At 70.3% G+C, this 22822-nt stretch carries 20 protein-coding genes; 9 read left to right on the top strand and 11 right to left on the bottom strand.

Annotation, left to right across the window (positions count from 1 at the left end; translation table 11 throughout):
* Window positions 1–331: 331 nt before the first annotated feature.
* Complete coding sequence (locus AB0D85_RS13405) at window positions 332–2830, top strand: SpoIIE family protein phosphatase (protein WP_362318310.1); 2499 nt, start codon at window positions 332–334, stop codon at window positions 2828–2830.
* A gap of 38 nt (window positions 2831–2868) precedes the next feature.
* On the opposite strand, the gene AB0D85_RS13400 is transcribed toward AB0D85_RS13405, so the two are convergent.
* Both AB0D85_RS13400 and AB0D85_RS13395 read right to left on the bottom strand, forming a co-directional pair.
* Window positions 2869–3117, bottom strand: coding sequence for a hypothetical protein (locus AB0D85_RS13400; protein WP_362318307.1), 249 nt, complete (start codon window positions 3115–3117; stop codon window positions 2869–2871).
* A gap of 352 nt (window positions 3118–3469) precedes the next feature.
* Window positions 3470–4363 carry a helix-turn-helix transcriptional regulator gene (locus tag AB0D85_RS13395; protein WP_362318304.1) on the bottom strand — a complete coding sequence of 298 codons (894 nt, stop codon included), beginning with the start codon at window positions 4361–4363 and terminating at the stop codon, window positions 3470–3472.
* Between the two features lie 127 nt (window positions 4364–4490).
* On the opposite strand from AB0D85_RS13395, the gene AB0D85_RS13390 reads away from it, so the two are divergent.
* From AB0D85_RS13390 to AB0D85_RS13375, 4 genes are all read left to right on the top strand, one after another.
* Window positions 4491–5441, top strand: coding sequence for an NAD(P)-dependent alcohol dehydrogenase (locus AB0D85_RS13390; protein WP_362318301.1), 951 nt, complete (start codon window positions 4491–4493; stop codon window positions 5439–5441).
* A gap of 261 nt (window positions 5442–5702) precedes the next feature.
* Entirely contained in the window at window positions 5703–6767 is a 1065-nt protein-coding gene (locus AB0D85_RS13385; RefSeq protein WP_362318298.1) for an aromatic ring-hydroxylating dioxygenase subunit alpha, read from the top strand.
* Entirely contained in the window at window positions 6764–6934 is a 171-nt protein-coding gene (locus tag AB0D85_RS13380) for a hypothetical protein (RefSeq protein ID WP_362318295.1), read from the top strand. Before AB0D85_RS13385 ends, AB0D85_RS13380 begins: the two co-directional genes overlap by 4 nt.
* A complete protein-coding gene (locus AB0D85_RS13375) occupies window positions 6931–7869 on the top strand; it encodes a PDR/VanB family oxidoreductase (protein ID WP_362318293.1) in 939 nt (312 codons plus the stop codon). The genes AB0D85_RS13380 and AB0D85_RS13375 overlap by 4 nt, the downstream gene beginning before the upstream one ends.
* Here AB0D85_RS13375 and AB0D85_RS13370 read toward each other — a convergent pair.
* Window positions 7820–8563 (bottom strand): IclR family transcriptional regulator C-terminal domain-containing protein, encoded by a 744-nt coding sequence (locus AB0D85_RS13370; protein WP_362318290.1) that lies wholly within the window; start codon window positions 8561–8563, stop codon window positions 7820–7822. The genes AB0D85_RS13375 and AB0D85_RS13370 overlap by 50 nt on opposite strands.
* Window positions 8564–8757: 194 nt before the next feature.
* Here AB0D85_RS13370 and AB0D85_RS13365 point away from each other — a divergent pair, with 194 nt between their 5' ends.
* The 4 genes from AB0D85_RS13365 to AB0D85_RS13350 are packed head-to-tail and all read left to right on the top strand — an operon-like array spanning window position 8758 to window position 12135.
* Window positions 8758–9723: an ABC transporter substrate-binding protein gene (locus AB0D85_RS13365; RefSeq protein ID WP_362318288.1), complete on the top strand. Its 966-nt coding sequence runs from the start codon at window positions 8758–8760 to the stop codon at window positions 9721–9723.
* 25 nt (window positions 9724–9748) lie between these two features.
* Window positions 9749–10522, top strand: coding sequence for an ABC transporter permease (locus tag AB0D85_RS13360; protein WP_362318285.1), 774 nt, complete (start codon window positions 9749–9751; stop codon window positions 10520–10522).
* Window positions 10519–11295 (top strand): ABC transporter permease subunit, encoded by a 777-nt coding sequence (locus tag AB0D85_RS13355; RefSeq protein ID WP_362318283.1) that lies wholly within the window; start codon window positions 10519–10521, stop codon window positions 11293–11295. The genes AB0D85_RS13360 and AB0D85_RS13355 overlap by 4 nt, the downstream gene beginning before the upstream one ends.
* A 24-nt stretch (window positions 11296–11319) precedes the next feature.
* On the top strand, window positions 11320–12135 hold the full coding sequence (locus tag AB0D85_RS13350; protein WP_362318280.1) for an ABC transporter ATP-binding protein: 816 nt from the start codon (window positions 11320–11322) through the stop codon (window positions 12133–12135).
* Here the strand turns inward: AB0D85_RS13350 and AB0D85_RS13345 are convergent.
* The 8 genes from AB0D85_RS13345 to AB0D85_RS13310 form a co-directional block, all read right to left on the bottom strand.
* Window positions 12104–14281, bottom strand: coding sequence for a discoidin domain-containing protein (locus AB0D85_RS13345; RefSeq protein ID WP_362318277.1), 2178 nt, complete (start codon window positions 14279–14281; stop codon window positions 12104–12106). The two genes, AB0D85_RS13350 and AB0D85_RS13345, sit on opposite strands and share 32 nt — an antisense overlap.
* Window positions 14282–14337: 56 nt before the next feature.
* Window positions 14338–15972 (bottom strand): glycoside hydrolase family 13 protein, encoded by a 1635-nt coding sequence (locus tag AB0D85_RS13340; RefSeq protein ID WP_362318275.1) that lies wholly within the window; start codon window positions 15970–15972, stop codon window positions 14338–14340.
* A 30-nt stretch (window positions 15973–16002) separates the two neighbouring features.
* Window positions 16003–16884, bottom strand: a complete 882-nt coding sequence (locus AB0D85_RS13335; RefSeq protein WP_362318272.1) for a carbohydrate ABC transporter permease — start codon at window positions 16882–16884, stop codon at window positions 16003–16005.
* Window positions 16881–17849, bottom strand: coding sequence for a sugar ABC transporter permease (locus tag AB0D85_RS13330; RefSeq protein ID WP_362318269.1), 969 nt, complete (start codon window positions 17847–17849; stop codon window positions 16881–16883). The genes AB0D85_RS13335 and AB0D85_RS13330 overlap by 4 nt, the downstream gene beginning before the upstream one ends.
* Before the next feature lie 5 nt (window positions 17850–17854).
* Complete coding sequence (locus AB0D85_RS13325) at window positions 17855–19207, bottom strand: sugar ABC transporter substrate-binding protein (protein WP_362318266.1); 1353 nt, start codon at window positions 19205–19207, stop codon at window positions 17855–17857.
* Between the two features lie 139 nt (window positions 19208–19346).
* Window positions 19347–20342: a LacI family DNA-binding transcriptional regulator gene (locus AB0D85_RS13320; RefSeq protein WP_362318263.1), complete on the bottom strand. Its 996-nt coding sequence runs from the start codon at window positions 20340–20342 to the stop codon at window positions 19347–19349.
* 69 nt (window positions 20343–20411) lie between these two features.
* Window positions 20412–21938 (bottom strand): amino acid permease, encoded by a 1527-nt coding sequence (locus AB0D85_RS13315; RefSeq protein ID WP_362318260.1) that lies wholly within the window; start codon window positions 21936–21938, stop codon window positions 20412–20414.
* A gap of 65 nt (window positions 21939–22003) precedes the next feature.
* Complete coding sequence (locus AB0D85_RS13310) at window positions 22004–22819, bottom strand: ABC transporter permease (protein WP_362318257.1); 816 nt, start codon at window positions 22817–22819, stop codon at window positions 22004–22006.
* Window positions 22820–22822 lie beyond the last annotated feature (3 nt).

The following is a 22822-nucleotide window of genomic DNA, read 5'->3' as shown; positions in this document are numbered from 1 at the left end:
GAGCGAGCTTGCCGAGACGGGTGGATCCGGATCACCGAGGGCTGACAACGTTGTCTAACCGTGGAGATGAGATGCCTGGAATTCGAGCGCTCCGATGGGGCCCTGGGGCTGCGGACGCCCGGGGGCACAGGGGGGACTCCCCGTGAAGCTAGCCACAAGACAGGGGCATGTCAACGACCCGTACGGACAAGCCTCTTGAGCGAGAGCCGCCGACCGGGCCGCCGGGCCCGCGTCACAGAATCAACATCTATCCGGTCATTCGATGCAAAACGAGCTCATTGCTCAGACCCTCCCTACCGTCGGCTTTCACAACCCTGGAGGACGGCAACCGATGACCATGACCACCTTCGACGCGGTGACAGATGCGGCGGCAGACGCGGTGACACTCGGCAAGCAGTTGAACGCATCCGATATCTCCGACACGGCGATGGCGCTGCTCGACGAGCGGGGGACGGTCGCCGCATGGACGCACACCGCCGAACGGCTCGTCGGATACTCCGCCGGAGACATCGTGGGACGGTCCGCGGCGCTCGTGTTTCCGTCCTTCGGGCAAGCGACGACCACACCGGCGTTCGTGGAGCGGTGCCGCGCCGAGAACGGCTGGTCGGGGGTGACGGCGGTGCGCGGCCGGGACGGCCGGGTGCTCGACGTCAACGTGCGGATCACGACGTTGCGCGGTCAGGGCGGGGCGACGCGATGGCTCGCGTCCGTGACCGACGGCGTGCCGCAGTCCGGGGACGCGATGGACAGAGCGGTGCGGGGATCCCTCCTCGCCCGCGCGCCGATCGGTGTCGGCATCCGTGACCGGCACCTGCGATCCGTCTACGTGAACGACGTCGCCGAGCGCCACGACGGCGTTCCCCGTCAGCGACGCCTCGGCCGCCGGTTCACCGAGGTGGTGCCCGGTGCCGAGGGCGAGACCATCGAGGCGGTGATGCGGCAGGTCCTGCAGAGCGGTGCGACCAAGGTCCACGAGTACCGGACGTGGATGCCGACGAGCCAGGACATGGAGCACCAGTTCGCGGCTTCGTTCCAGTGCCTCCAGGGTGCCGACGGCGCATCGCTGGGGGTGTGTGTCATCAGCGTCGACGTCGTCGAGAGCCGGCGGTCGCGCCAGACCCTCGCCGTCCTCAGCGAGGCCGGTGCGCGGCTGGGCAGCACCCTGGACGTGATGCAGGCGAGCCAGGAGCTGGCCGACCTCGCCGTGCCCCTGCTCGCCGACTACGTCGCCGTGGATCTGGAGCAGTCGATCTCGTTCGGAGAGGGGCCGCCGGTGCGTGTCGGCTCGACGGGCGGGCCCCTCCCCGCTTTCCGGCGGGCGGGTCTGGCCTCGGTCCACCAAGGTGTGCCGGAGTCCCCCTGGGTGCGCGGCGAGCCCGTCAACCTGCCTCCCACCTCACCCCTCCCCGCCAAGATGCTCGCCGGGAAGTCCCACTTCGAGCCCGTCCTGGACACCGCTTCGGGCACATGGGTCGACAAGCTGCCGGAACAGGCGCACGGGGTCCACGAGAGCGGCATGCACTCGATCATGGCCATACCCATCCGTACCGGGCGCACCCTGCTGGGCGTGGCGCTGTTCGTCCGCACGACGGATCCCGTGCCGTTCCAGGAGGTCGATCTGCTCCTCGCCGAAGAGCTGGTCGGCCGTGCCGCCCAGTCGTTGGACAACGCCCGTCAGTACGCTCGCGAACACAGCGTCGCCCTCACCCTGCAACGCAATCTCCTGCCCCGCCGTCTGACGGGTGGCACGGCGGTCGATGTGGCGTCGCGGTACCTGCCCGCGGACGTGGACCGCGGGGTCGGCGGCGACTGGTTCGACGTCATCCCGCTGTCCGGCGCGCGGGTCGCGCTCGTCGTCGGCGACGTGGTCGGTCACGGCCTCCACGCCGCCGTGACCATGGGGAGACTCCGCTCCGCCGTCCACACGCTCGCCGACATGGAACTTCCCCCCGACGAACTGCTGGCCCACCTCGACGACACCGTCCAGCGGATGGGCGACGACGACTGCGATCTCCCGGATCCGACCCCGATGCTGGCGGGTGCCACCTGCCTGTACGCGGTGTACGACCCCGCCACCCGCCGCTGCACCATGGCATCGGCCGGGCATCCCCCGCCCGCGGTCGTCGACCCGCAGGGGCGGGTCTCCTACCCGGACCTCCCCACCGGAGCCCCGCTCGGTGTCGGCCTGGGGGATCCCGTCGAGTCCGTGGAGTGGGAACTGGCCGAGGGGAGCGTCCTCGCCCTGTACACCGACGGCCTGATCGAGACCCGCGACCACGACATCGACGAGGGGATGCACCGGCTGGGCACCGCCCTCGCCCAACCGGGCCGATCCCTCGACGACCTCTGTGACATCGCGACACGGACCCTTCCCGACCGCGCTCCATGCGACGACGTCACCCTCCTCCTGGTCCGGACCCACTCCCTCGGTCCCGACCGGGTGGCCACCTGGGTCCTGCCCGACGACCGCTCCGCCGTCCGTCACGCCCGGCACCTGACAGCTCGTCAGCTGACGGAGTGGGGCCTGGACGGTCTCGAGGACTCCACGAAACTGATCGTGAGCGAACTCGTCACCAACGCCCTCCACCACAGCACCGGACCGATCACGCTCCGGCTCCTCCGCCACCAGGTCCTGACCTGCGAGGTGTCCGACACCGACACCCTGACCCCGCGTCCGCGCCGCGCACGAGTCACGGACGAAAGCGGCCGCGGCCTCTTCCTAGTCGCCAACCTGTCCCGCAGGTGGGGCTCCCGCTCGACCCCGGACGGCAAGGTCGTCTGGGCCGAACAGGACCTCCCCCGCGCATCCGGCTCGGCCACGCGCGACTGAAGGCAGCACATTGTCACCAGCGTCCCGGAACAGGACGCCTAGCCGACTCGCACGCCGTCGCGGTACTCGTACCACTCGGCGGGGTGGGAGCCCATGACTTCGATGCGCGCGCTGTGCACGGTGTTGACGAGCGTGAGGTGCTCGGCGTAGTCGTGCGGCGCGTCCTCGAAGAACTCCACGTTGTAGGTGTCGTCGGTGTAGTGGACGATGAGCTTGACCGGCCACCGTTCCGGGTCGGGGCTCGCGGAGTCCATGTCGAACGCGCCTTCGTACCTCTTCGTCGCCATGACGAACATCCTCTCAGCCTTGCCGCGCCCGCCCCTCGGGAGGGGCGTTGAGGGATGCGGCGGCGATGGTGGGGCGGTGAAGATCGGTGTACGTGCGGGGGCAGTCCGGAGCGGTGCTGGAACAGCAAGGGCATCGCGCACTCGCGGCCCGCTGTTTCTGCCGTCAAAGGCCCCGGATCCGTACTTCCCCCTGCTCACGACCCTCGATTGCTCCGCCCTGCCCATGCAGGTGCCGGGGCTGCCGCTGCCGTCCGACGGCCGCATCCTGCACGTTCCGGAGGTGGCCCGCACCCGCCCCCGCGGACTGTCGCCCGCGCGAAGGTCCGGCGCCGGCCGCGAGCGAGCGGTCATGTCACGGTTGTCGGGTGACCGCCGGTGTCGTGCCTGGTGCGTCGAGCAAGGCGGCCAGCAGGTGGAGTCGCTCGTCGTCGGGGCTGCCCGCTTCGGCGGTGTAGGTGATGAGCACCGGGCCGGGAGCGCCGGGAATCGGGTAGGCGTCCCAGTCCAGGTTCAGCTCGCCGGCCATCGGGTGATGGACACGCATCCGGCCGCGGGTGACCTCTTCGACGTCATGGCGGGCCCAGAGCACTGCGAACTCGTCGCTGCGTACGGCGAGTTCGCCGACAAGTTCCACGCCCCGCGGATGGCCCGGGTCGGCGGCGACCTGGGTCCGCAGCATCCCGGTCAGCTCGGCGACGGTGGCCGCCCGGTCCGGGCATGCCTGGTCCGCTTCGGGGTGCAACAGCAGCATGAGGAGGTTGCGTTCGGCCTGGGGAAGCCGGGTGAACTCGCCCAGCAGGGCACCTGCCAGCGGATTCCATGCCAGGACGTCCAGGAAACGGCCGACGACCATCGTGGGCGTGGTCATGGTGTGCAGCAGCCGCAGCGTGGTGGGAGGTACCACCTCCGGCGCGCGCCGGCGTGGACTGCGGGCGGGCGTGCGCGCGGCGGCGGCGAGGCTGTGCAGGTGGCGGGACTCCTCGGCGGAGAAGTTCAGGGCGCGCGCGAGAGCGTCCAGGACCTGTTCCGAGGGCCGGACGTCGCGTCCCTGCTCCATGCGCTGGTAGTAGTCCGCGCTCACCCCGGCCAGCAGGGCCAGTTCCTCCCGGCGCAGCCCGGCGACACGCCGCCTCGGGCCGGGCACCAGACCGACGTCCTGCGGCAGCAGCCGAGTCCGGCGGGTTCGCAGGAACTCGGCGAGTTCACGCCGGGGTTCGTCGTTCGCGGCAAGGTGATCGTCGGTCACGGCGTCAGTATCCCCCGGCCGCGGCTCGTGAGGGTGGGTCTGCCAGACCCAGGACAGGGGGAACGACCGAGATGCCGCGCGCAGGCTCCAGCATCGGATCCACAGTCGGCCACGGAAGGACAACGACATGAAGGCCGTTCAGATCATGAGCTACGGTGCGGCGGACGTCCTGCGGATGAACGAGGTCGCTCGTCCCGTTCCCGGTGCGGGCGAGGTACTGGTGTCGGTCGAGGCGTCCAGCGTGAACGGACACGACGTGCTCGTCCGCGAGGGCGGGCTGAAAATGGTCTCCGGACGCCGGTTCCCGATCGGTGTGGGGCTGGACTTCGCGGGCGTCGTCGCCGCGACCGGCGCTGATGTCGAGAGTTACCGGGCCGGAGACCGGGTGTGGGGCATGGTGCATCCCCGGCAGCGGCACACCACGGGCGGAGCGGCCGAATTCGTCGTGGTGTCCGCGGACCGCATCGCGCCGGCGCCGGCGGGCAGCTCCCTGGTGGAAGCTGCCTCCCTGGTCGTCGCAGGTGCCACCGCGCTGATCGCGCTGCGCGACAGCGTGCGCCTCGCCGCCGGGGAACGGGTTCTGGTCCGGGGCGCGGCCGGCGGTGTCGGCACCGCCGCGGTGCAACTGGCACACGCGATGGGCGCCCACGTCACCGCGCTGGCCCGCGACCGCCACACCCAGCTCCTCACCGGCCTCGGCGCCGACGAGGTTCTCGACTACGGCTCCACCGCCTCGGAGCAGGTCGGGCCCTTCGACGTCATCCTCGACACCGTCGGCTCGGAGCTGAACTGCTACCGGAACCGGCTGGCCAAGGGAGGACGCATGACCACCGTCGGGCTGTCCGCCTCGGCCCTGGCCGCAATCGCCGCGTCGAGCGTGTACGGCTCCCGCCGCATCCGCGCCTTCAGCGCCAATCCCGGCACCGCCCTGCTCCGCGATCTGGCCGACCATGTCACTTCGGGCGCGCTACGCCCCGTGGTCGACGGCGTCCATCCGCTCGCGGACACGGCCGCGGCACACCAGGCGTTCGAACAGGGCGGCGTAGTGGGCAAGCAGGTGATCCAGGTGGCCGCATAGCCCCGGTCGCCGTCGTGGACGACGGCGGTAGGCGGGGCTGCACGCCGTCGTTTCCGGGCGGACTGGCATCGAACCGCGGTCGCGCTCATCGGGGCGCCTCGCATCTGCTGACGGCCGGGCACCGGAGCATCCTCGGTTTCCTTCCCGCACACCGGGAACAGGCATTTTTCCCAGCCCCTTCCACAAGGCGGAAGAGGTATTGCGGCGCCGTGGCGCCCTTCCCGACGATGTCGCCACGACCCAACGACGGGAGCCGCACCCATGCCGCACATCACCGCCTTCGCCAGGAACCAGTGGTACGTCGCCGCCTACAGTCACGAGGTGGGGCGGGAGTTGCTTGGGCGGACGATTCTCGGGGAGCCGCTGGTGTTCTACCGGGCCGAGGAGGACAACGCCCCGGTCGCCCTCAGCGACCGCTGTGTGCACCGCCGTTACCCGCTGTCGGAGAGCGGGCTCGACGGGGACCGGATCGTGTGCGGGTACCACGGGTTCACCTACGACCGGACCGGCGCGTGTGTGTACGTGCCGGGGCAGAAACGCATCCCGCGTACCGCTCGTGTCGCCTCCTACCCGGTCGTCGAGCAGGACTCCCTGGTGTGGGTGTGGATCGGCGACCCGGCGCTCGCCGACCCGCAGTCCGTCCCGCGGGCGCGTCACCTCGACGCCCCCGGCTGGACGACCGTCCGTGGCATGGAGCCGATCGACGCCGACTACGGCCTGCTCGTGGACAACCTCCTCGACCTCTCCCACGAGACCTATCTGCACGGCGGCTACATCGGCACCCCCGAGGTCGCCGAGACGCCCATCACCACGGAGGTCGACGAGGGCGCCGGGATCGTGCGGGTGAGCCGGCACATGGACGACGCCGAGTGCCCGCCGTTCTACGCCCGGTCGACCGGGATCGAGGGCCGGATCACGCGCTGGCAGGACATCGAGTACCACGCGCCGTGCCTGTATCTGCTGCACAGCCGGATCGCGCCGGTCGGCGTGGTGCCGGAGGCCGACGGCAGTGACCCGAACGGCTTCCACACCGAGATCACCTACGCGATCACCCCGTCCTCGGACGGCAAGGTGTACGACTTCTGGATGGTCTCCCGGGACTGGGCCACGGACGACGAGGAGGTCACCGAGTTCCTGCGCGGCAACAACCACACCGTGGTCATGCAGGACGTCGACGCCCTCAACCTCCTTCAGCGGACGCTGGGTTCGGAGCGCTCCGGCTACCAGGAGCTCAGCATCAACATCGACACCGGCGGCCTCGCCGCCCGCCGTATCCTCGCCCGGCTGGTCGAGGAGGGCGACAAGCCCGTGGAGAAGGTCCTGTGAGCACACCGACCGGTGAGATCTACCGCATCGACTGGCTGCCGGGCACCGACGTGCTGCACGGCACCTGCCACTGCGGAGCCGAGCACACCGCGCAGGACCCGGTCGAGATGTGGGAGTGGATGCTCGGCCACCCCGAAGGACACCAGCCGCCGGAGAGCGCCGCATGAGTACATACGAAGCCGAACTGGTCGTCAGCGACAGGGTGTCGGCGGCCGACGGCGTCCTCGCCCTCACCCTTCGGCACCCTCTGGGCGCAGAGCTTCCGGGCTGGGAGGCGGGAGCACATCTCGATGTGCTGCTCGGGCCGGCGCTGGAGCGGCAGTACTCGCTCTGCGGGGACCCCGGGGACCGTACCGGCTACCGGATCGCGGTACTGCGGGAGCTCGACGGGCGGGGCGGATCCGCCCATGTCCACGAGCAGGTGGGCGTCGGCGACAAGGTGCGGGTGCGCGGGCCGCGCAACCACTTCCGCCTCGAACCCGCCTCTCACTACCGGTTCATCGCCGGCGGCATCGGCATCACCCCGATCCTGCCCATGGTCGCCGCGGCGGAGGCCGCGGGCGCCGGGTGGACCCTGCTGTACGGCGGGCGGACCCGGCAGTCCATGGCGTTCACCGACGAGCTGGCACGGTACGGCGGGGGCCGGGTGACCGTCGCCCCGCAGGACGAGACCGGGCTGCTGGACCTCGGCGCGGTGCTGGACGACGTGCCGGAGGGCACCCTCGTGTACTGCTGCGGTCCGGGGCCGTTGCTGGACGCGGTGGAGGAGCGGTGCGAGGCGGGCGTGCTGCGGGTCGAACGGTTCCAGCCGAAGGAGCAAGGGGCGGGCGAGGAGCGTGAGTTCGAGGTCGTCCTCGCGCAGAGCGGTCGTACCCTCGCCGTCGCGCCCGGTGTCTCCGTGCTCGACACCGTCCGGGCCGCCGGGGTCGAGGTGCTCTACTCCTGCACCGAGGGCACCTGCGGCACCTGTGAGACCGATGTTCTCGAAGGCACCCCGGACCACCGGGACTCGGTGCTGAGCGAGGAGGAGCGGGCGGCCGGGGAGACCATGCTCATCTGCGTGTCCCGGTGCCGAGGGGAGCGCCTGGTACTCGATCTGTGATCCGCAGGTCCGCCTCGATCGCGGCCACGGCCGCCCGCAGCTGCGGCAGCAGAACGCGGTGCACCCTGGCGACGGACATCCGGCCGGAGTGCACCGCCAGGCTCACTCCGGCCACCGCCTGGCCGCTCCGGTCCCGCACCGGGGCGGCCAGTGTGCTGACACCGTCCTCCGGGTCGTCCGCACACCGGGCGAATCCCTGACGTCGTATCAAGTCCGGGTCGGACAGGGAGGATTCGGGTGCCAGTGCGAGTAACACCTGCCCCGCCGCCGTGTCGTACGCCGGGAAGCGGGCCCCCACCGCGATCGTCGCCGCCATCACCCGCCGGGCCGGGGCGGCGGCCACCTGCACGACGGCGTCGCCGTCCAGGACGCACAGCGACGCCGACTCCCCCGCCAGCACCGCGAGTTGTTCCAGGTGCGGCTGCGCGAGGCTCGGCAGGTCGAGGCCGGAGAGATAGGCGTAGCCCAGTTCCAGGATGCGCGGGGTGAGGCGGAAGCGGCGGCCGTCGGAGTGGACGTAACCCAGGTCGGCGAGGGTGAGCAGCAGGCGGCGGGCGGCGGCACGGGTCAGGTCGCAGGCACGGGCCACCTCGCTGAGCGTGCGCGCCGGATGCTCGGCGTCGAAGGCGCGGATGACGGCCAGGCCACGCTCGAAGGACCTGACGAAGTGCGGTGCGCGGGCATCACTGGACATCGGCGCCTCCCCGGTCCGACACGGGCCGAGGAACACGGTGAGAGCGCGGTTCGATAACTGTCAACAATTTTGTCAGCTAAACCCATTGACCGGGTCGTCCGGCCGGTTCTACCTTCCCGCTGAGCACCAACCGAGCACCATTGTGCGCACAGCGCACAGCCTGTCGGAACACCGTTGTCTGCACAGGAGGAGCCATGCGTCGTCTGCTCGCCGGTCTAGCGACCGGCACCTTCCTGCTCGCCACGGCGGCCTGCGGCTCCTCCGGGGGCTCGTCGTCCACCTCGCCCTCGTCGGGCGGCACCACCACCGTCAAGGTGGGGATCATCCCCATCGTCGATGTGGCCCCCCTCTATCTCGGCCAGAAGGAGGGCTTCTTCAGCAAGCGCGGCCTGAAGCTGTCGATGACGCTCGCGCAGGGCGGCGCGGCCATCGTGCCGGGGGTGACGAGCGGTCAGTTCCAGTTCGGATTCTCCAATGTGACCTCGCTGATGATCGCCCAGTCCAACGGCGTGCCGGTGAAGGGCATCGCCAACGGCGTGGCCTCGACGGGCGTCGCCGGCAAGGACTTCGGCGGGCTCGTCGTGAAGAAGGGCAGCAGCATCACGTCGGCGAAGCAGCTGGAGGGCAAGAAGGTCGCCGTCAACACGCTGAAGAACATCAACGAGACCGCCGTACGCGAGTCGGTGCGCAAGGCGGGTGGTGATCCGGACAAGGTGCAGTTCGTCGAGCTCGCCTTCGACCAGATGCCGGCCGCGCTCGACAAGGGCCAGATCGACGCGGCGATGGCGGTCGAGCCGGCCCTCGCGACCATGAAGCTCCAGGGCGCCACCGAGATCGCCTCACCGCTGGTCGACGTGGCACAGAACCTCACCGTCGCCATGTACTTCACGTCGACGTCGTACGCGCAGAAGAACCCGGCCGTCGTGAAGAAGTTCCAGGAGGCCATAGCCGAGTCGCTGACCTTCGCCGACGGGCACCCGGACGAGGTCCGCCAGATCGTCACCACGTACACCAAGACCCCTGCGGACGTCCTGGCCGAGGTGACCCTGCCCAAGTGGCCGGCCGAGCCCAACCGTTCGTCGATCGAGGCGCTGGAGAAGCTGAGCGAGCAGGACGGCCTCTTCAAGACGGCGCCCGACCTGGACAAGCTGCTGCCGTGAAGCGCCCGAACGTGAAGGATCTGACGTGAAGGGCCTGAACACCGCACTCGGTGCCGCCGGGCTCGCGGCTTTCCTCGCCCTCGGCGAGGCGGTGCCGCGGCTCGGCCTGGTCAAGGCGGACTACTTCCCGCCGACCAGCCGCATCGCCCGCGCTCTCGGCACCGAACTCGCCGACGGAGCCTTCTGGTCGGCGCTCGGCGACACCCTCACCGGCTGGGCCGTGGGCCTCGCGATCGCGGTCGGCGCCGGCATCGTGGCCGGGCTCGTCCTCTCCGTCGTCCCGCATCTGCGCCAGGCCACCGCCTCCACGATCGAGTTCCTCCGCCCGATCCCCTCGGTCGCCCTGATCCCCCTCGCCGTCCTGCTCTACGGCACCGAACTCCGCTCGGTCCTCCTGCTCGTCGTCTACGCCTCCTTCTGGCAGGTGCTGATCCAGGTGATGTACGGCGTCCAGGACGTGGACCCGGTCGCCGAGGAGACGGCGCGGTCGTACGGTCTCGGCACCTGGGCCCGGGTCCGCCATGTGCTGTGGCCGACCGCGCTGCCGTACGTCATGACCGGCGTCCGGCTGGCCGCCGCGGTCGCCCTGATCCTCACCATCACCGCCGAACTGGTCATCGGCGCACCGGGGTTGGGGCAGCAGATCGCGGTCGCCCAGTCCTCGCAGGCGGTGCCGGACATGTACGCCCTGATCGTGGTGACCGGACTGCTGGGGCTGGTCATCAACGTGGGCGCGCGCTCGGTGGAACGGCGGGCGCTGGCCTGGCACCAGTCGGTGCGCGGGGAGGTGGCGCTGTGAAGAACGTCCTTCTCAAAGCCCTGTACGTCGTTGCCCTGCCCGCCGTGCTGGTCGCGCTGTGGTGGCTGGCCTCCGACGGCAGTACGAACGTCTACTGGCCGCCGCTGCGCACGATCCTGAAGACCTTTCCCGACGTCTGGACCGGTCAGCGGCTCCGCGACGACCTGCTGCGCAGCGTGCTGCGGCTGCTCGCCGGATACGCGATCGCGGCCGTGGCAGGCATAGCCCTGGGCACGGTCATCGGCTCGTACCGGCGGGTGCGGGCGGTGTGCGAGCCGGTGCTTGAGTTCCTGCGGGCGGTGCCGCCGCCCGTGCTCGTCCCGGTCATCATGCTGTTCGCGGGCATCGGCGACGGCATGAAGATCGTGGTGATCGCCAGCGGCTGCGTCTGGCCGATCCTGCTCAACACCGTCGAGGGCGTACGGGCGGTGGACCCGGTGATGGCGGAGACGGCCCGCTCCTACGGCATCACGGGCGCGACCCGGTTGCGTACGCTGGTGCTGCGTTCGGCGAGTCCACAGATCTTCGCGGGCCTGCGGCAGGCGCTGTCGATCGGGATCATCCTGATGGTCATCAGCGAGATGTTCGCGGCCAGCAACGGACTCGGTTTCACCATCGTGCAGTTCCAGCGCGGTTTCGCGATCCCCGACATGTGGACCGGGATCCTGCTGCTCGGGCTGCTCGGCTTCGCGCTGTCGGTGGTCTTCCAGGTGGTCGAGCGACGGGTGCTCGGCTGGTACCACGGGCTGCGCGCCACCACCCGGCGGTCCTGAGTGAACATCGTGAGGGGGAGGTCCATGCTCGACGTACGCGGCCTGAAGAAGGTCTACGAGGGGTCCGGCCGCCGGGTCGAGGCGGTGCGGGACCTCACCTTCACCGTGGAGGCGGGCGAACTCGTCTGTCTCGTCGGCCCGTCGGGCTGCGGCAAGACCACCCTCCTCAAGTGCATGGGCGGGCTGCTGACCCCGACCGGCGGCGAAGTCCTCCTGGAAGGGCGGAAGGTGGCCGGGCCGCCGCCCGGACTGGCCTTCGTCTTCCAGGAGTACGGCCGCAGCCTGTTCCCCTGGATGCGCGTCGCCGAGAACATCGAACTCCCTTTGAAACAGAAGCGCTTGACGCGTGAGCGGCGAAAGGAACTGGTCGCGGACGCACTCCGCTCGGTCGGTCTCGCGGACGCCGCCGGCGCCTACCCCTGGCAGCTCTCGGGCGGTATGCAGCAGCGCGTCGCGATCGCCCGCGCCCTCGCCTACGAGCCCCGGGTCCTCCTCATGGACGAGCCGTTCGCCGCCGTCGACGCGCAGACCCGGGCCGATCTGGAGGACCTGGTCCGGGGGCTGTGGCACGAGCGAGGGATCACGATCCTGTTCGTCACGCACGACATCGACGAGGCGGTCTACCTGGGCCAGCGGGTGATCGTCCTGTCCGCCTCCCCCACCGTCGTACGGGAGCAGCTGAAGGTCGATCTGCCCGACCGGCGCGACCAGTTGCACACCCGGGTCGCCCCGCGCTTCGCCGAGCTGCGCACCCATGTGTACGAGCAGATCCAGGCGGCGAAGCGCGGGGTTCCCCGGGAGGCGGAGGTCACGACGTCAGATACGCCTCCACCTCGCTGAACTGCCCGGCCGGCCAGCCGTCGTTGGCGCTCACGGTCAGCCGCAGATAGCGCAGGCTGGTGGAGCCGGGCAGGGCGACGGTGACGGTGTTGCCGGTGGCCGGGTCGAAGCGGTAGCCCGTGGAGCCCACGACCGTCGAGTAGGCGGAGCCGTCGGCGCTGCCCAGCACGGTGACGGTCTGGGTGCGCGCGTTCCAGACGGAGAGCGGGGGCAGCTTCAGCACCAGCCGGCGGACCGCGTAGGAGGAGCCGAGGTCGACGGTCAGCGACTGCGGGAAGGCGTTGTTGGCCGACTCCCAGTAACTGCTCGCGTCGCCGTCGACCGCCTTGCCGGGGGTGTAGACGTCCTGCGAGCCGGTGGCGGTGGCCGTGCGGCCCTTGGCGAGGTTACGGCCCGGGTCCGGGTCGGGGTTGCCCTGGCCCGGCGTCGGCCAGGTCGAGCAGTCCGACCAGGTGCTCGACCAGCCGGAGTTGCCGCCGCCGTCGGTGAGCGCGAAGGAACCGGAGTTCGACGGGTACGGGCAGTTGTAGACGCCGGCCGCGCCGACGCCGGTGGCGGTGACGTTGCGGAAGGTGGCGGCACCCTGTGCCTCGGCCTGCACCACGACCGTCCCGGTGTTCCGCACGGTCGCCCCGTCCACGGTGACGTTCCGGACCGGGTAGCCCTGGCCGCCCCCGGACACGAACTCGAAGGCGCTGTACGGGCTGTCCGTGATCGTCGTGTTGGTGATGTTCACGGTGGCGTTGACGGCGCTGTCGTACGAGTCGACGCGCAGCGCGCCCATCGGATGGTTCCAGTTGGGGTTCATCGCACCGGTGCGGACGAGCGTGTTGCCGTCGACCGTGATGGTGCCGGCCAGCGGGGAGAACGGGTCGAGGAACTTCTGGTTGGAGATGGCGATACCGCTGCCGAGGGCGTTGGTGTCGGAGATCAGGTTGTTCCGCACGGTGATGTCGGTGCCGCCGTAGATCGCGATGCCGTTGGCGAGGTTCGGCTGCGAGACGGTGTTGTTCTCGAAGCTGGAGTCGGTGTCCGGCGCGTAGAGCGACCACATGGCGAGGGAGTCGTCGCCCTGGTTGCGCAGGAAGTTGTTGCTGACCCGGACGCCGTTCGCGGTGCCGTTGAGGTTGAGGCCGTCGGCGGTGGTGTCGAGGATGCGGTTGTTCTCGACGACCAGGTCGTTGTTGTTCCCCGTCAGCCAGAACCCGCACTTCAGGTGCTGGATCCACATCCCCGACACCGAACTGCCCGGCCCCAGCGAGCCGTTGACGAAGTTGTCCGGGTTTGAGTCGACGCGCTCGGTGACCTCGCCGAACACCGCGAAGTCCTTGATGTGGACGTTCCCGGAGGAGCTGGACTGGTCGATGAACCGGGAGCTGTGCACCACCGAGTACCAACTGCCGGCGCCCTGGAGGGTCACGTTCTGTACGCCGCTGAGGGAGGACGTGAGCTTGTAGTCGCCCGGCGGGATCCACACCACTCCGCCCTGGGCGGCGGCGATGGCGTCCCGGAAGGCCTGGGTGGAGTCGCCGTTGCCGCTGGGGTCGGCGCCCTTGGAGGTGACGGAGACCGAACCGGCGGGCTGCGGGGCGGCCGCGGCCACCTGCTCGAAGTCGGCGACGTCCACGGTGACCTGGGTGCCGGTGGACTCGAAGGCGACCTTGTCGCCCGCCTGGATGTTCTGGCCGAGCGGCAGCCGGGCGTCGTCGAAGAAGTGGTGCTGCCTGGCGCCGGGGATCCAGCCGGTGTCGATGTAGGAGTACTTCGGGGTGACGGTCAGGGTCTGCGCCAGCTTGACCCCGTTGACATACACGTTGAGCGTGCCGGTCTGGCCGTCGGGGACGCTGTAGGACAGGTTCACGGCGTTGGACGCCTGGGGCGCGGTGAACTCGACGCGCTGTCCGGAGGTGAGGCGGACGGCCTGGCGCCCGGAGGCCTCGGAGGCGAGGGTGCCCTGGGTGTAGTCCGGGCCGATCCTGGTGCCGGTGGTGGTCGCCGACTCCGCCTCTACCGAGGTGAAGGGAAGACTGGCGCCCGCTGCCGCCTGTGCGGCGGGGGCGACGGCGACGAGCATGCCGGCGGCGAGGGCCACCGCCGCCGCCAATGCTGGCATGCTCCTGACAGATCTGACCGTGGTGCTGTGCATGTGCCGATCCCTTCGTGGTGGGGGTGCGCGGGGACAGCGGGATGCGTGCGGGCGGCTCAGCTCCGGAGCCAGGCCGCCGTGTCCTGCGGCAGCCGCCCCTCTTCGTCCAACGGGCCGCTGGTCAGCAGGGGTTGGGTGCGGCCGGGGAGTTCGACGGGGGTGGCCGCGAGGTTGACCACGCAGGTGACGTCCCCGGCGCGGGTGAAGGCGAGGACGCCCTCGGGGGCGGGCAGCCAGCTCGGCGGACCGTCGCCGAACAGCGGACGGAGGGCGATGGCGCGCCGGTAGAGGGCGAGCATCGAGCCGGGGTCGTCCTGCTGGCGGTCGACGGCATACGCCGGCCAGCCGGCCGGCAGCGGCAGCCACGGCTCCTCGCGGGAGCCGAAGCCCGCGTACGGCGCCTCGGCCGCCCAGGGCAGCGGCACCCGGCAGCCGTCCCGGCCGGGGTCGGTGCCGCCGGACCGGAAGTACATCGGATCCTGGATGCGGTCGACCGGTATCTCCGCCTCCGGCAGCCCCAGTTCCTCCCCCTGGTAGATGTACACCGCGCCGGGCAGGGCGAGGGACAGCAGGGCGGCCGCGCGGGCCCGGCGCGTGCCCAGTTCCAGGTCCGTCGGGGTGCCGAAGGCCTTGGCCGCGAAGTCGAAGGCGGTGTCCTCGCGGCCGTACCGGGTGACCGTGCGGGTCACGTCGTGGTTGCACAGCACCCAGGTGGCGGGGGCCCCGACCGGCGCGTGCTCGGCGAGGGTCGTGTCGATCGACGTACGCAGCCGGGCCGCGTCCCAGGGGCAGGACAGGAAGGAGAAGTTGAAGGCGGTGTGCAGTTCGTCCGGGCGGAGGTAGCGGGCGAAGCGTTCGGCGTCCGGGAGCCAGACCTCACCGACGAAGACACCGGCGTAGGCGTCGGCGACCTCGCGCCAGGCGCGGTAGACGTCATGGAGTTCGTCGCGGTCGACGAAGGGGTGCGGCTCCGGGTGCCCGGCGAGGTCCGGCAGGACGGGGTCCTTGGCGAGCAGGGCGGCCGAGTCGATACGGACACCGGCGACGCCCCGCTCGAACCAGAACCGCAGGATGTCCTCGTGCTCCTGGCGCACGGCCGGGTGGGCCCAGTTGAGGTCTGGCTGTTCCGGGGTGAAGAGGTGGAGGTACCACTCGCCGTCCGGCAGCCGGGTCCACACCGGTTCGGTGGACCCGACGAACTGCGACGGCCAGTCGTTGGGCGGGAGTTCGCCGTGCGTCCCGCGCCCCGGGCGGAAGTGGAACAGCTCGCGCTCCGGGCTGCCCGGCCCTGCCGTCAACGCCGCCTGGAACCAGGGGTGTTGGTCGGAGACGTGGTTGGGGACGATGTCGACGACCGTCCGGATGCCCAGCTCCCCCGCCTCCGCGATGAGTTTCTCGGCCTCGGCGAGGGTCCCGAAGGCCGGGTCGATGGCCCGGTAGTCGGCCACGTCGTACCCGCCGTCCTTCATGGGTGACGGGTACCAGGGGCTGAACCACAGTGCGTCCACGCCCAGTTCGGCCAGGTACGGCAGCCGGGCGCGGACGCCCGCGAGGTCGCCGGTGCCGTCGCCGTCACCGTCGGCGAAGCTGCGGACGTACACCTGGTAGATGACGGCCGAGCGCCACCAGTCGTGGCCCTCGCGGTCCTCGTGGCCCTCGCGGTCCTTCGGGGCATGGCCGGTCTGTCCCACGGTGCGTGCCTTTCTGTCGGAGGAAGGGCGTCAGCCCTTGGTGCCGCCCGCGCTGATCCCGGCGATGATGTGCCGCTGGAAGACGAGGAACAGCGCGACCATCGGGATGCTGGCGATCACCATCGCGGCGATGAGTACGGTGAGCTGGATGTTCTGCGCCAGCTGGACCAGGGCCACGCTGATGGGCTGCTTGTCGGTGTCGGAGAAGACCATCAGCGGCCACAGGAAGTCCTGCCACACCGCGACCAGGGCGAAGATCGAGACGACCCCGAGGACCGGCCGGGACATGGGCAGCACGACGGACCACAGGATGCGCAGCTTTCCGGCGCCGTCGATCTCGGCGGCCTCCAGGACGTCACGCGGCAGTTGGTCGAAGAACCGCTTGAGCAGATAGAGGTTGAAGGCGTTGGCGACGGCCGGCAGCCAGATGCCGAGCGGGTCGTTGAGCAGGCTGGTGTGGAGGAAGGGGAGATCGGCGGCGGTCAGGTACCTGGGGACGACCAGGGCCTGGGCCGGGACCATCAGGGTGGCCAGGATGCCGCCGAGGATCACCTTCCCGAAGGCCGGCCCGAGCTTCGACAGGGCGTAGGCGGCGGCCGTGCAGAACACCAGCTGGAAGGCCCAGGCGCCGGCGGCCTGCACCACCGTGTTCCACAGATGCTCCGGGAGCTGCATCAGGTCCCAGGCATCGGTGTAGCCGGACAGCTGCCAGTGGGCCGGAACCAGGGTGGGCGGGGTCCGGGCGACCTCGTCCGGGGACTTCATCGCGCCGGTGACCATCCAGTACACGGGGAACAGGAAGGCGAGGGCGAAGAGCAGGACGACTCCGGTGAAGACGGTCCAGTAGATCGCCCTGCCGCGCGAGCGGGCCAGGGTGGCCGGTGAGACCAGGGTGCGGGTGGTGCCGCTCATCCGTCCTCCCCGGAGCGGGTCAGCCGCAGGTACCCGGCGGAGAAGACGCCGAGCAGCACCAGGAGCATCACGCTGAGGGCGCAGGCGCCGCCGAAGTCGTTGTAGAGGAAGGCGTACTTGTAGATCAGGTAGAGCACGGTGACCGTGGCGTTCTCCGGGCCGCCCCCCGTGATGACGAACGGTTCGGTGAACACCTGCATGGTGGCGATGATCTGAAGGAGCATCAGCATCAGGATGACGAACCTGGTCTGAGGGACCGTCACATGCCGGATGCGCTGGAGGAGGCCCGCGCCGTCGAGTTCGGCGGCCTCGTACAGCTCGCCGGGGATGGACTGGAGGGCGGCCAGGTAGATGAGGACGGTGCCGCCCATGTTGGCCCACGTTGCCACGACGACAAGGGAGACGAGTGCGGTGTCGGCGCCGTTGGTCCAGTTCGAGGTGGGCAGGTGCAGGAAGCGCAGGGTCTCGTTGGCGAGGCCGGTCCCGATCACGTTGGGCAACAGTGCGCTCGCCATGAGTGATACAGTGAGTTTGTCGGTCACAGCGGAGCGCCTGTTATCGGCGAGGTGTGACTTTGCACGACCAGTGGATCGTGCCGAGAGAGCTACCCGTCGGGGCGCTTGCAGCCGAGGACCGCAGGGGCGGACAGCCCTGTTGAGGACTTCACGCGGGCCGCCTGGCCGTAAGACGTGGATCGCCGAGGCAGACCAGCGCGCCCTCCGACCCCGAAGACCGTTCGCGGGGCACTCCGGCGCAACACCGGAGGCGTGGTTCAGCCGCCCGACGGCCGACAACGCGAGGATCGGTACCAGGAGAACAGGGCGAAGCTTGGCCGCCGCAAAGGAATCTGCGGGGTGCGCACCTGTCGATGCGGCGGCCGCCCTCGGCGCTACTGGGGGCGGCGCCGGGGCATGGGGCACGGCGACCGGCGCGGGGGCGGGTCGTCGTGCGGCCGTCTTCGTCATCGCGGTCAGCCCCGGGCCAGGATGCCGTCGATCTTGTCGTTGGCGTCCTTGAGGAGCTGGCCGATGTCGGCGTCTTTCTTGGTGAGGACGGCGGAGACGGTGCCGTCGAGGACGGAGTAGATCTGCTGGGCGTCCGGCGGCTCGATCTTCATCTGCAGGGACTGGTTGCCGTCCAGGAACGCCTGGTAGTTCTCCACCGGGACATTGGCGTTGGCCTTCTTGACGGCCTGGTCCTTGGCGTCGGCGGCGCCGGTGAACAGGCGCGGCTCGGGCAGGCCGACCGGCGCGTTGTTCTTCCTGGCGCGGGCGTAGTCGCCGAGGAAGCCGTCGCCGGGGGTGAGGAACATCGAGTCCAGCCACTTCAGTCCGGCGCGGATCTGGGCCGGGGTGTCCTTCTTGTTGAACATGTAGCCGTCGCCGCCGATGAGCGTGCCCTTGCCGCCGGGCATCGGGCCGAGCGCGAGGTCCTTGTAGTCGCCGCCCTTCTCCTTGACCAGGATCGGGATGTTGTCCGGGGCGGAGAGGTACATGCCGAGCTTGCCCGAACCCATCAGCTGCTGGACGTCGTTGATGACGAGGAGCTGCTTGCTGCCCATCGAGTCGTCGGTCCAGCGCATGTCGTGCAGGTTCTGCAGGACCGCGTGGCCCTCGGGGGTGTCGACGGTCGCCGACTTGCCGTCGGCCGAGACCACGTCACCGCCCTGCGAGTACAGCTCGGCGGTGAAGTGCCAGCCACCCTGGTTCTGCGCGCTGTAGTCGGCGTACCCGACCGTCCCGTCGCCGAGTGCGGCGATCTTCCTGGCGTCGGCGCGGACCTCGTCCCAGGTGGTCGGCGGCCGGTCGGGGTCGAGGCCGGCCTGCCGGAAGAGTTTGCGGTTGTAGATCAGGCCCATCGAGTAGCCGGTGCGCGGGATGCCGTAGACCTTGCCGTCCACGGTGTAGATGTCCCGCAGCTGCTGCTGGATGGTGCCGTAGCTCTTCAGCTCCTTGAGGTACGGCGTGAGGTCGGCCGCCTGGCCGATGTCCACGACGTGCCTGGCGTCGGTGAAGTACGTGTAGAAGACGTCCTCCATCTGGCCGCCGGCGAGCTTGGCGTCGAAGGTCTTCGGGTCCTGGCAGGGGAACGCGTCGTGCGCGACGACGTCGATGTCCGGGTTCCGCTTCTCGAAGGAGGCGATGTCCTGTTCGAAGAACGACCGGTCGACCTTGGCGCTCTTCGGCGGCTCGCAGTTGACGGTGATCCGCGTCCGGCCGCTCGCCGTGTCGTCGTCGCCCGACCCGCAGGCCGAGGCGGAGAGGGCTAGGGACGAGCAGACGCCGATCGCGACGAGAGCACGGCGGAACCCGGTGCTGGACATCGGTGGACCCCCCAGACAGGAGCGGTGGGCGCCGCACCGGAACCGGTGGGCGCCGCACACTCAAGCACCGGCGACATGGCTCCGCAAGATGTCGCGCAGAATCTGTAATTATTCGACAGCGGGTTGGATCTGGTGGAGATCAGACCTTCGGCGCTTGCGCGGTCGACCCCCTGACCACGAGTTCCGGCTCGAACAACAGCTCCTCCGCCGGTACGGCCGTCCCGCCGATCCGGGCGTTCAGCAGTTCCACGGCCGCACGGCCCATGGCCTCGATGGGCTGGCGGACCGTGGTCAGCGGGGGCTCGGTGCAGTTCATGAACGCCGAGTCGTCGTAGCCGACGACGGAGATACGGGAGGGGACCGCGTACCCCTTGCGGCGGGCGGCGCGGATGGCGCCCAGGGCGAGGGGGTCGCTGGCGCAGATGATGCCGGTGACCCCGCGGTCGATCAGACGGGACGCGGCCGCGTGGCCGCCCTCGATGGAGAAGATGGCGCGGGCGACGAACTCGTCGGGGACCTTGCCGAACGCCTGCGCGGCGGCCAGTTTGCGGGCCGAGGGGACGTGGTCGGCGGGGCCGAGGACCAGGCCGATCCGCTCGTGGCCGAGGGAGGCGAGGTGGCGCCAGGCCTGTTCCACCGCCACCGCGTCGTCGCAGGACACGCCCGGGAAGCCGAGGTGCTCGATGGCCGCGTTGACCAGCACCACCGGGATGTTGCGGTCGGCGAGCAGCCGGTAGTGGTCGTGCGGCGCGTCGGCCTGGGCGTACAGCCCGCCGGCGAACACGACTCCCGAGACCTGCTGTTGCAGCAGCAGCTCCACGTAGTCCGCTTCGGAGACCCCGCCCTTGGTCTGCGTGCACAGCACCGGGGTGAGGCCGAGCTGGGCCAGCGCGCCGCCGATGACCTCGGCGAACGCCGGGAAGATGGGGTTCTGCAGTTCGGGCAGGACCAGACCGACGAGCCGGGCGCGTTCACCGCGCAGCTGGGTCGGGCGCTCGTAGCCGAGGACGTCCAGGGCGGAGAGCACCGCCTGCCGGGTGGCCTCGGAGACCCCGGGTTTGCCGTTGAGCACCCGGCTGACCGTGGCCTCGCTGACCCCGACCTTCTTGGCCACTTCCGCAAGTCGTCGTGTCATGCGCGCAAGAATAGCGCAAGTAACGCAAGCTGTTTGCGTAAAGGGTCCGGGTCGGGGTCGGGACTGCCGTTACGAGGGCTCGGTGGGCTCGGCGCCGGCGGGAATCGCGTCCGCCGCCCCTGCGGGGACGCGGGCGTCGTCGCGGATGTGCTCGCGAGGGCGCGCGATCAGCAGGTAGAGAATGCCCGCCGCGAGGACGATGCCGACCGAGAGGGGGACGAGCCAGCGGTCGAAGAATCCCGTGCCGTTGGCCGGTGTCTTGATGCTGAGCACGATGACCGCGGTCACGCCGTACACCAGACCCAGCAGGTTGACCGGCCAGCCCCAGCGGCCCAGCCGGAAGGCTCCCGACGGCTGCCAGCCGCGCGCCCGGGCGATCGCGGAGGCGAGCACGACGCTCTGGAAGCCCAGATAGATGCCGACGACGGCGAAGGTGATGATGCGGGCCACGGACGCGGAGGGCAGCAGGGTGATCCCGGCCGGCACGACGGTGGCGACCGCGATCGCGCCGGGCGGCATGTGGAACGTGGGGTGGATCGTGGAGAACGCACGCGAGCCGGCGATGACGCCGTCCCGGGCGAAGGAGTAGACGAGGCGGGTCGCGGCCGCCTGGATGGCGAGGACGCAGGAGACGAAACCGAGCACGATCAGCGCGAGGGCGAACTTGGCGCCCACGGTGCCGAGCGAGGCGTCGAGGATCGTGCCGATCGGGTCGGTGTCCTTGCCGCTGAGCACGGCGCCCATGTCGGGGACGGCCAGCAGCAGACCGAGGGTCAGGACGACGGTGGCCAGGCCGCCCACGGCGAGGGTCATGCCCATCGCCCGGGGGATCTTCCTGGACGGGTCCTTGACCTCTTCGGCGATGTCGCCGCACGCCTCGAAACCGAAGAAGATCCACACGCTGAACAGTGTCGCGGCCAGGAAGGCGCCGGTCTGGCCGCCGGAGCCGCCCGCCCCGAGGCTGTGGCCGACGACGGAGATGCCCTGGTGGCGGTGGAAGAACAGCAGGTACAGACCGAGGACGACGGTTCCGACGACCTCGGCGGCCACACCCGCGGTCGCGGCGAGGGCCAGCCGTCGGACCCCGGCGAGGTTGACGGCGCCGCAGAACACGATGACGACGACCGCGGTCAGGACCGTCGTGGCGTGGTTCACCGGGTAGCCGAGGAGCGGTCCGGCGTACCCCGCGATCGGGAAGGCGACCGAGGTGATGGTGACCAGCAGCGCCCAGGTGTACATCCAGCCGGACAGCCACGCGTAGCGCGGGCCGACGAGCCGCTTGGTCCACTGGTAGATGCCGCCGGCGATCGGGTACTGCGAGGAGGCCTCGGCGAAGGTCAGCATGACCAGCCCCTGGCCGATCAGGACGAGGGGGATCGACCAGAAGAAGACGGGGCCGCCGGTGGCCAGGCCGTAGCCGAACAGCGAGTACACGCCGACGAGGGGCGAGAGGTAGGTGAAGCCGACCGAGAAGTTCTGCCACAGGCCGAGTGCCCGGGTCAGCTGCTGGCGGTAGCCGAGAGCGGCCAGTTGCGCAGCATCCGCCGCGTCCTGCCCGCCGGGTTCGGCGGTGGCGGGGGGAGGGCTCGTCGACATACGGGGACTCCTTCGGGTTCGGGTTCGGGAGGTGCCCCGACATCCGGCTTGTTGACTGGTTCTGCTCAGACCCGGCTTGCCGTGGCCGTGTCCGCGGACAGGCGTTGGGCGACGTAGATCGGGATCACCGACAGCAGGACCAGTACGGCCGCCACCACGTTGACCACCGGCGCCTGCTGGGGCCGGGTCATGTTGTCGAAGATCCACAGGGGCAGGGTCTGGACGCCCGGCCCCGCGGTGAACGTCGTCACCACGATCTCGTCGAAGGAGAGCGCGAAGGCGAGCAGTCCGCCCGCGAGCAGCGCGGAGCGCACCAGTGGGAAGGTGACGTCCACGAAGGTGCGGAAGGTGTCGGCGCCCAGGTCCGCCGCCGCCTCCTCGTACGTGCCGGAGGTGCGGCGCAGACGGGCGACCACGTTGTTGAAGACGATCACGACACAGAAGGTGGCGTGTCCGACGACCACGGTGAACAGGCCGAGTCCGACGCCGAGCGGCTGCAGGACCGTGCTGAACGCCGAGTTGAGGGCGATGCCGGTGACGATGCCGGGCAGCGCGATCGGCAGGACGACCACGAAGGACAGGGCGTCCCGGCCGAAGAAGCGGTAGCGGGCGACGGCGAAGGCGACGAGGGTGCCGAGGACCAGGGCGATCGCGGTGGCGCCGAGGCCGGCCCTGACCGAGGTCCACAGCGCCTCGCGGGCCCCTGAGCTGTGCCAGGCGGCCGACCACCAGCGGGTGGTCAGACCGGGCGGCGGCCAGCTCGCGCTGCGGTCCGGGTTGAGGGAGTTGACGAGGACCAGGAGCAACGGCACGTAGATCACGGCGAAGCCGAGACCGGCGGCCACACGCACGGCGATCCGCGCGGAACGGGAGAGTTGCACGGC

The sequence above is a fragment of the Streptomyces sp. NPDC048277 genome, assembly GCF_040652235.1.
In the GTDB taxonomy this organism is placed as follows: domain Bacteria; phylum Actinomycetota; class Actinomycetes; order Streptomycetales; family Streptomycetaceae; genus Streptomyces.
Note: the sequence above shows the minus strand (reverse complement) of the source record. Positions and strands in the feature narration are given on the sequence as shown.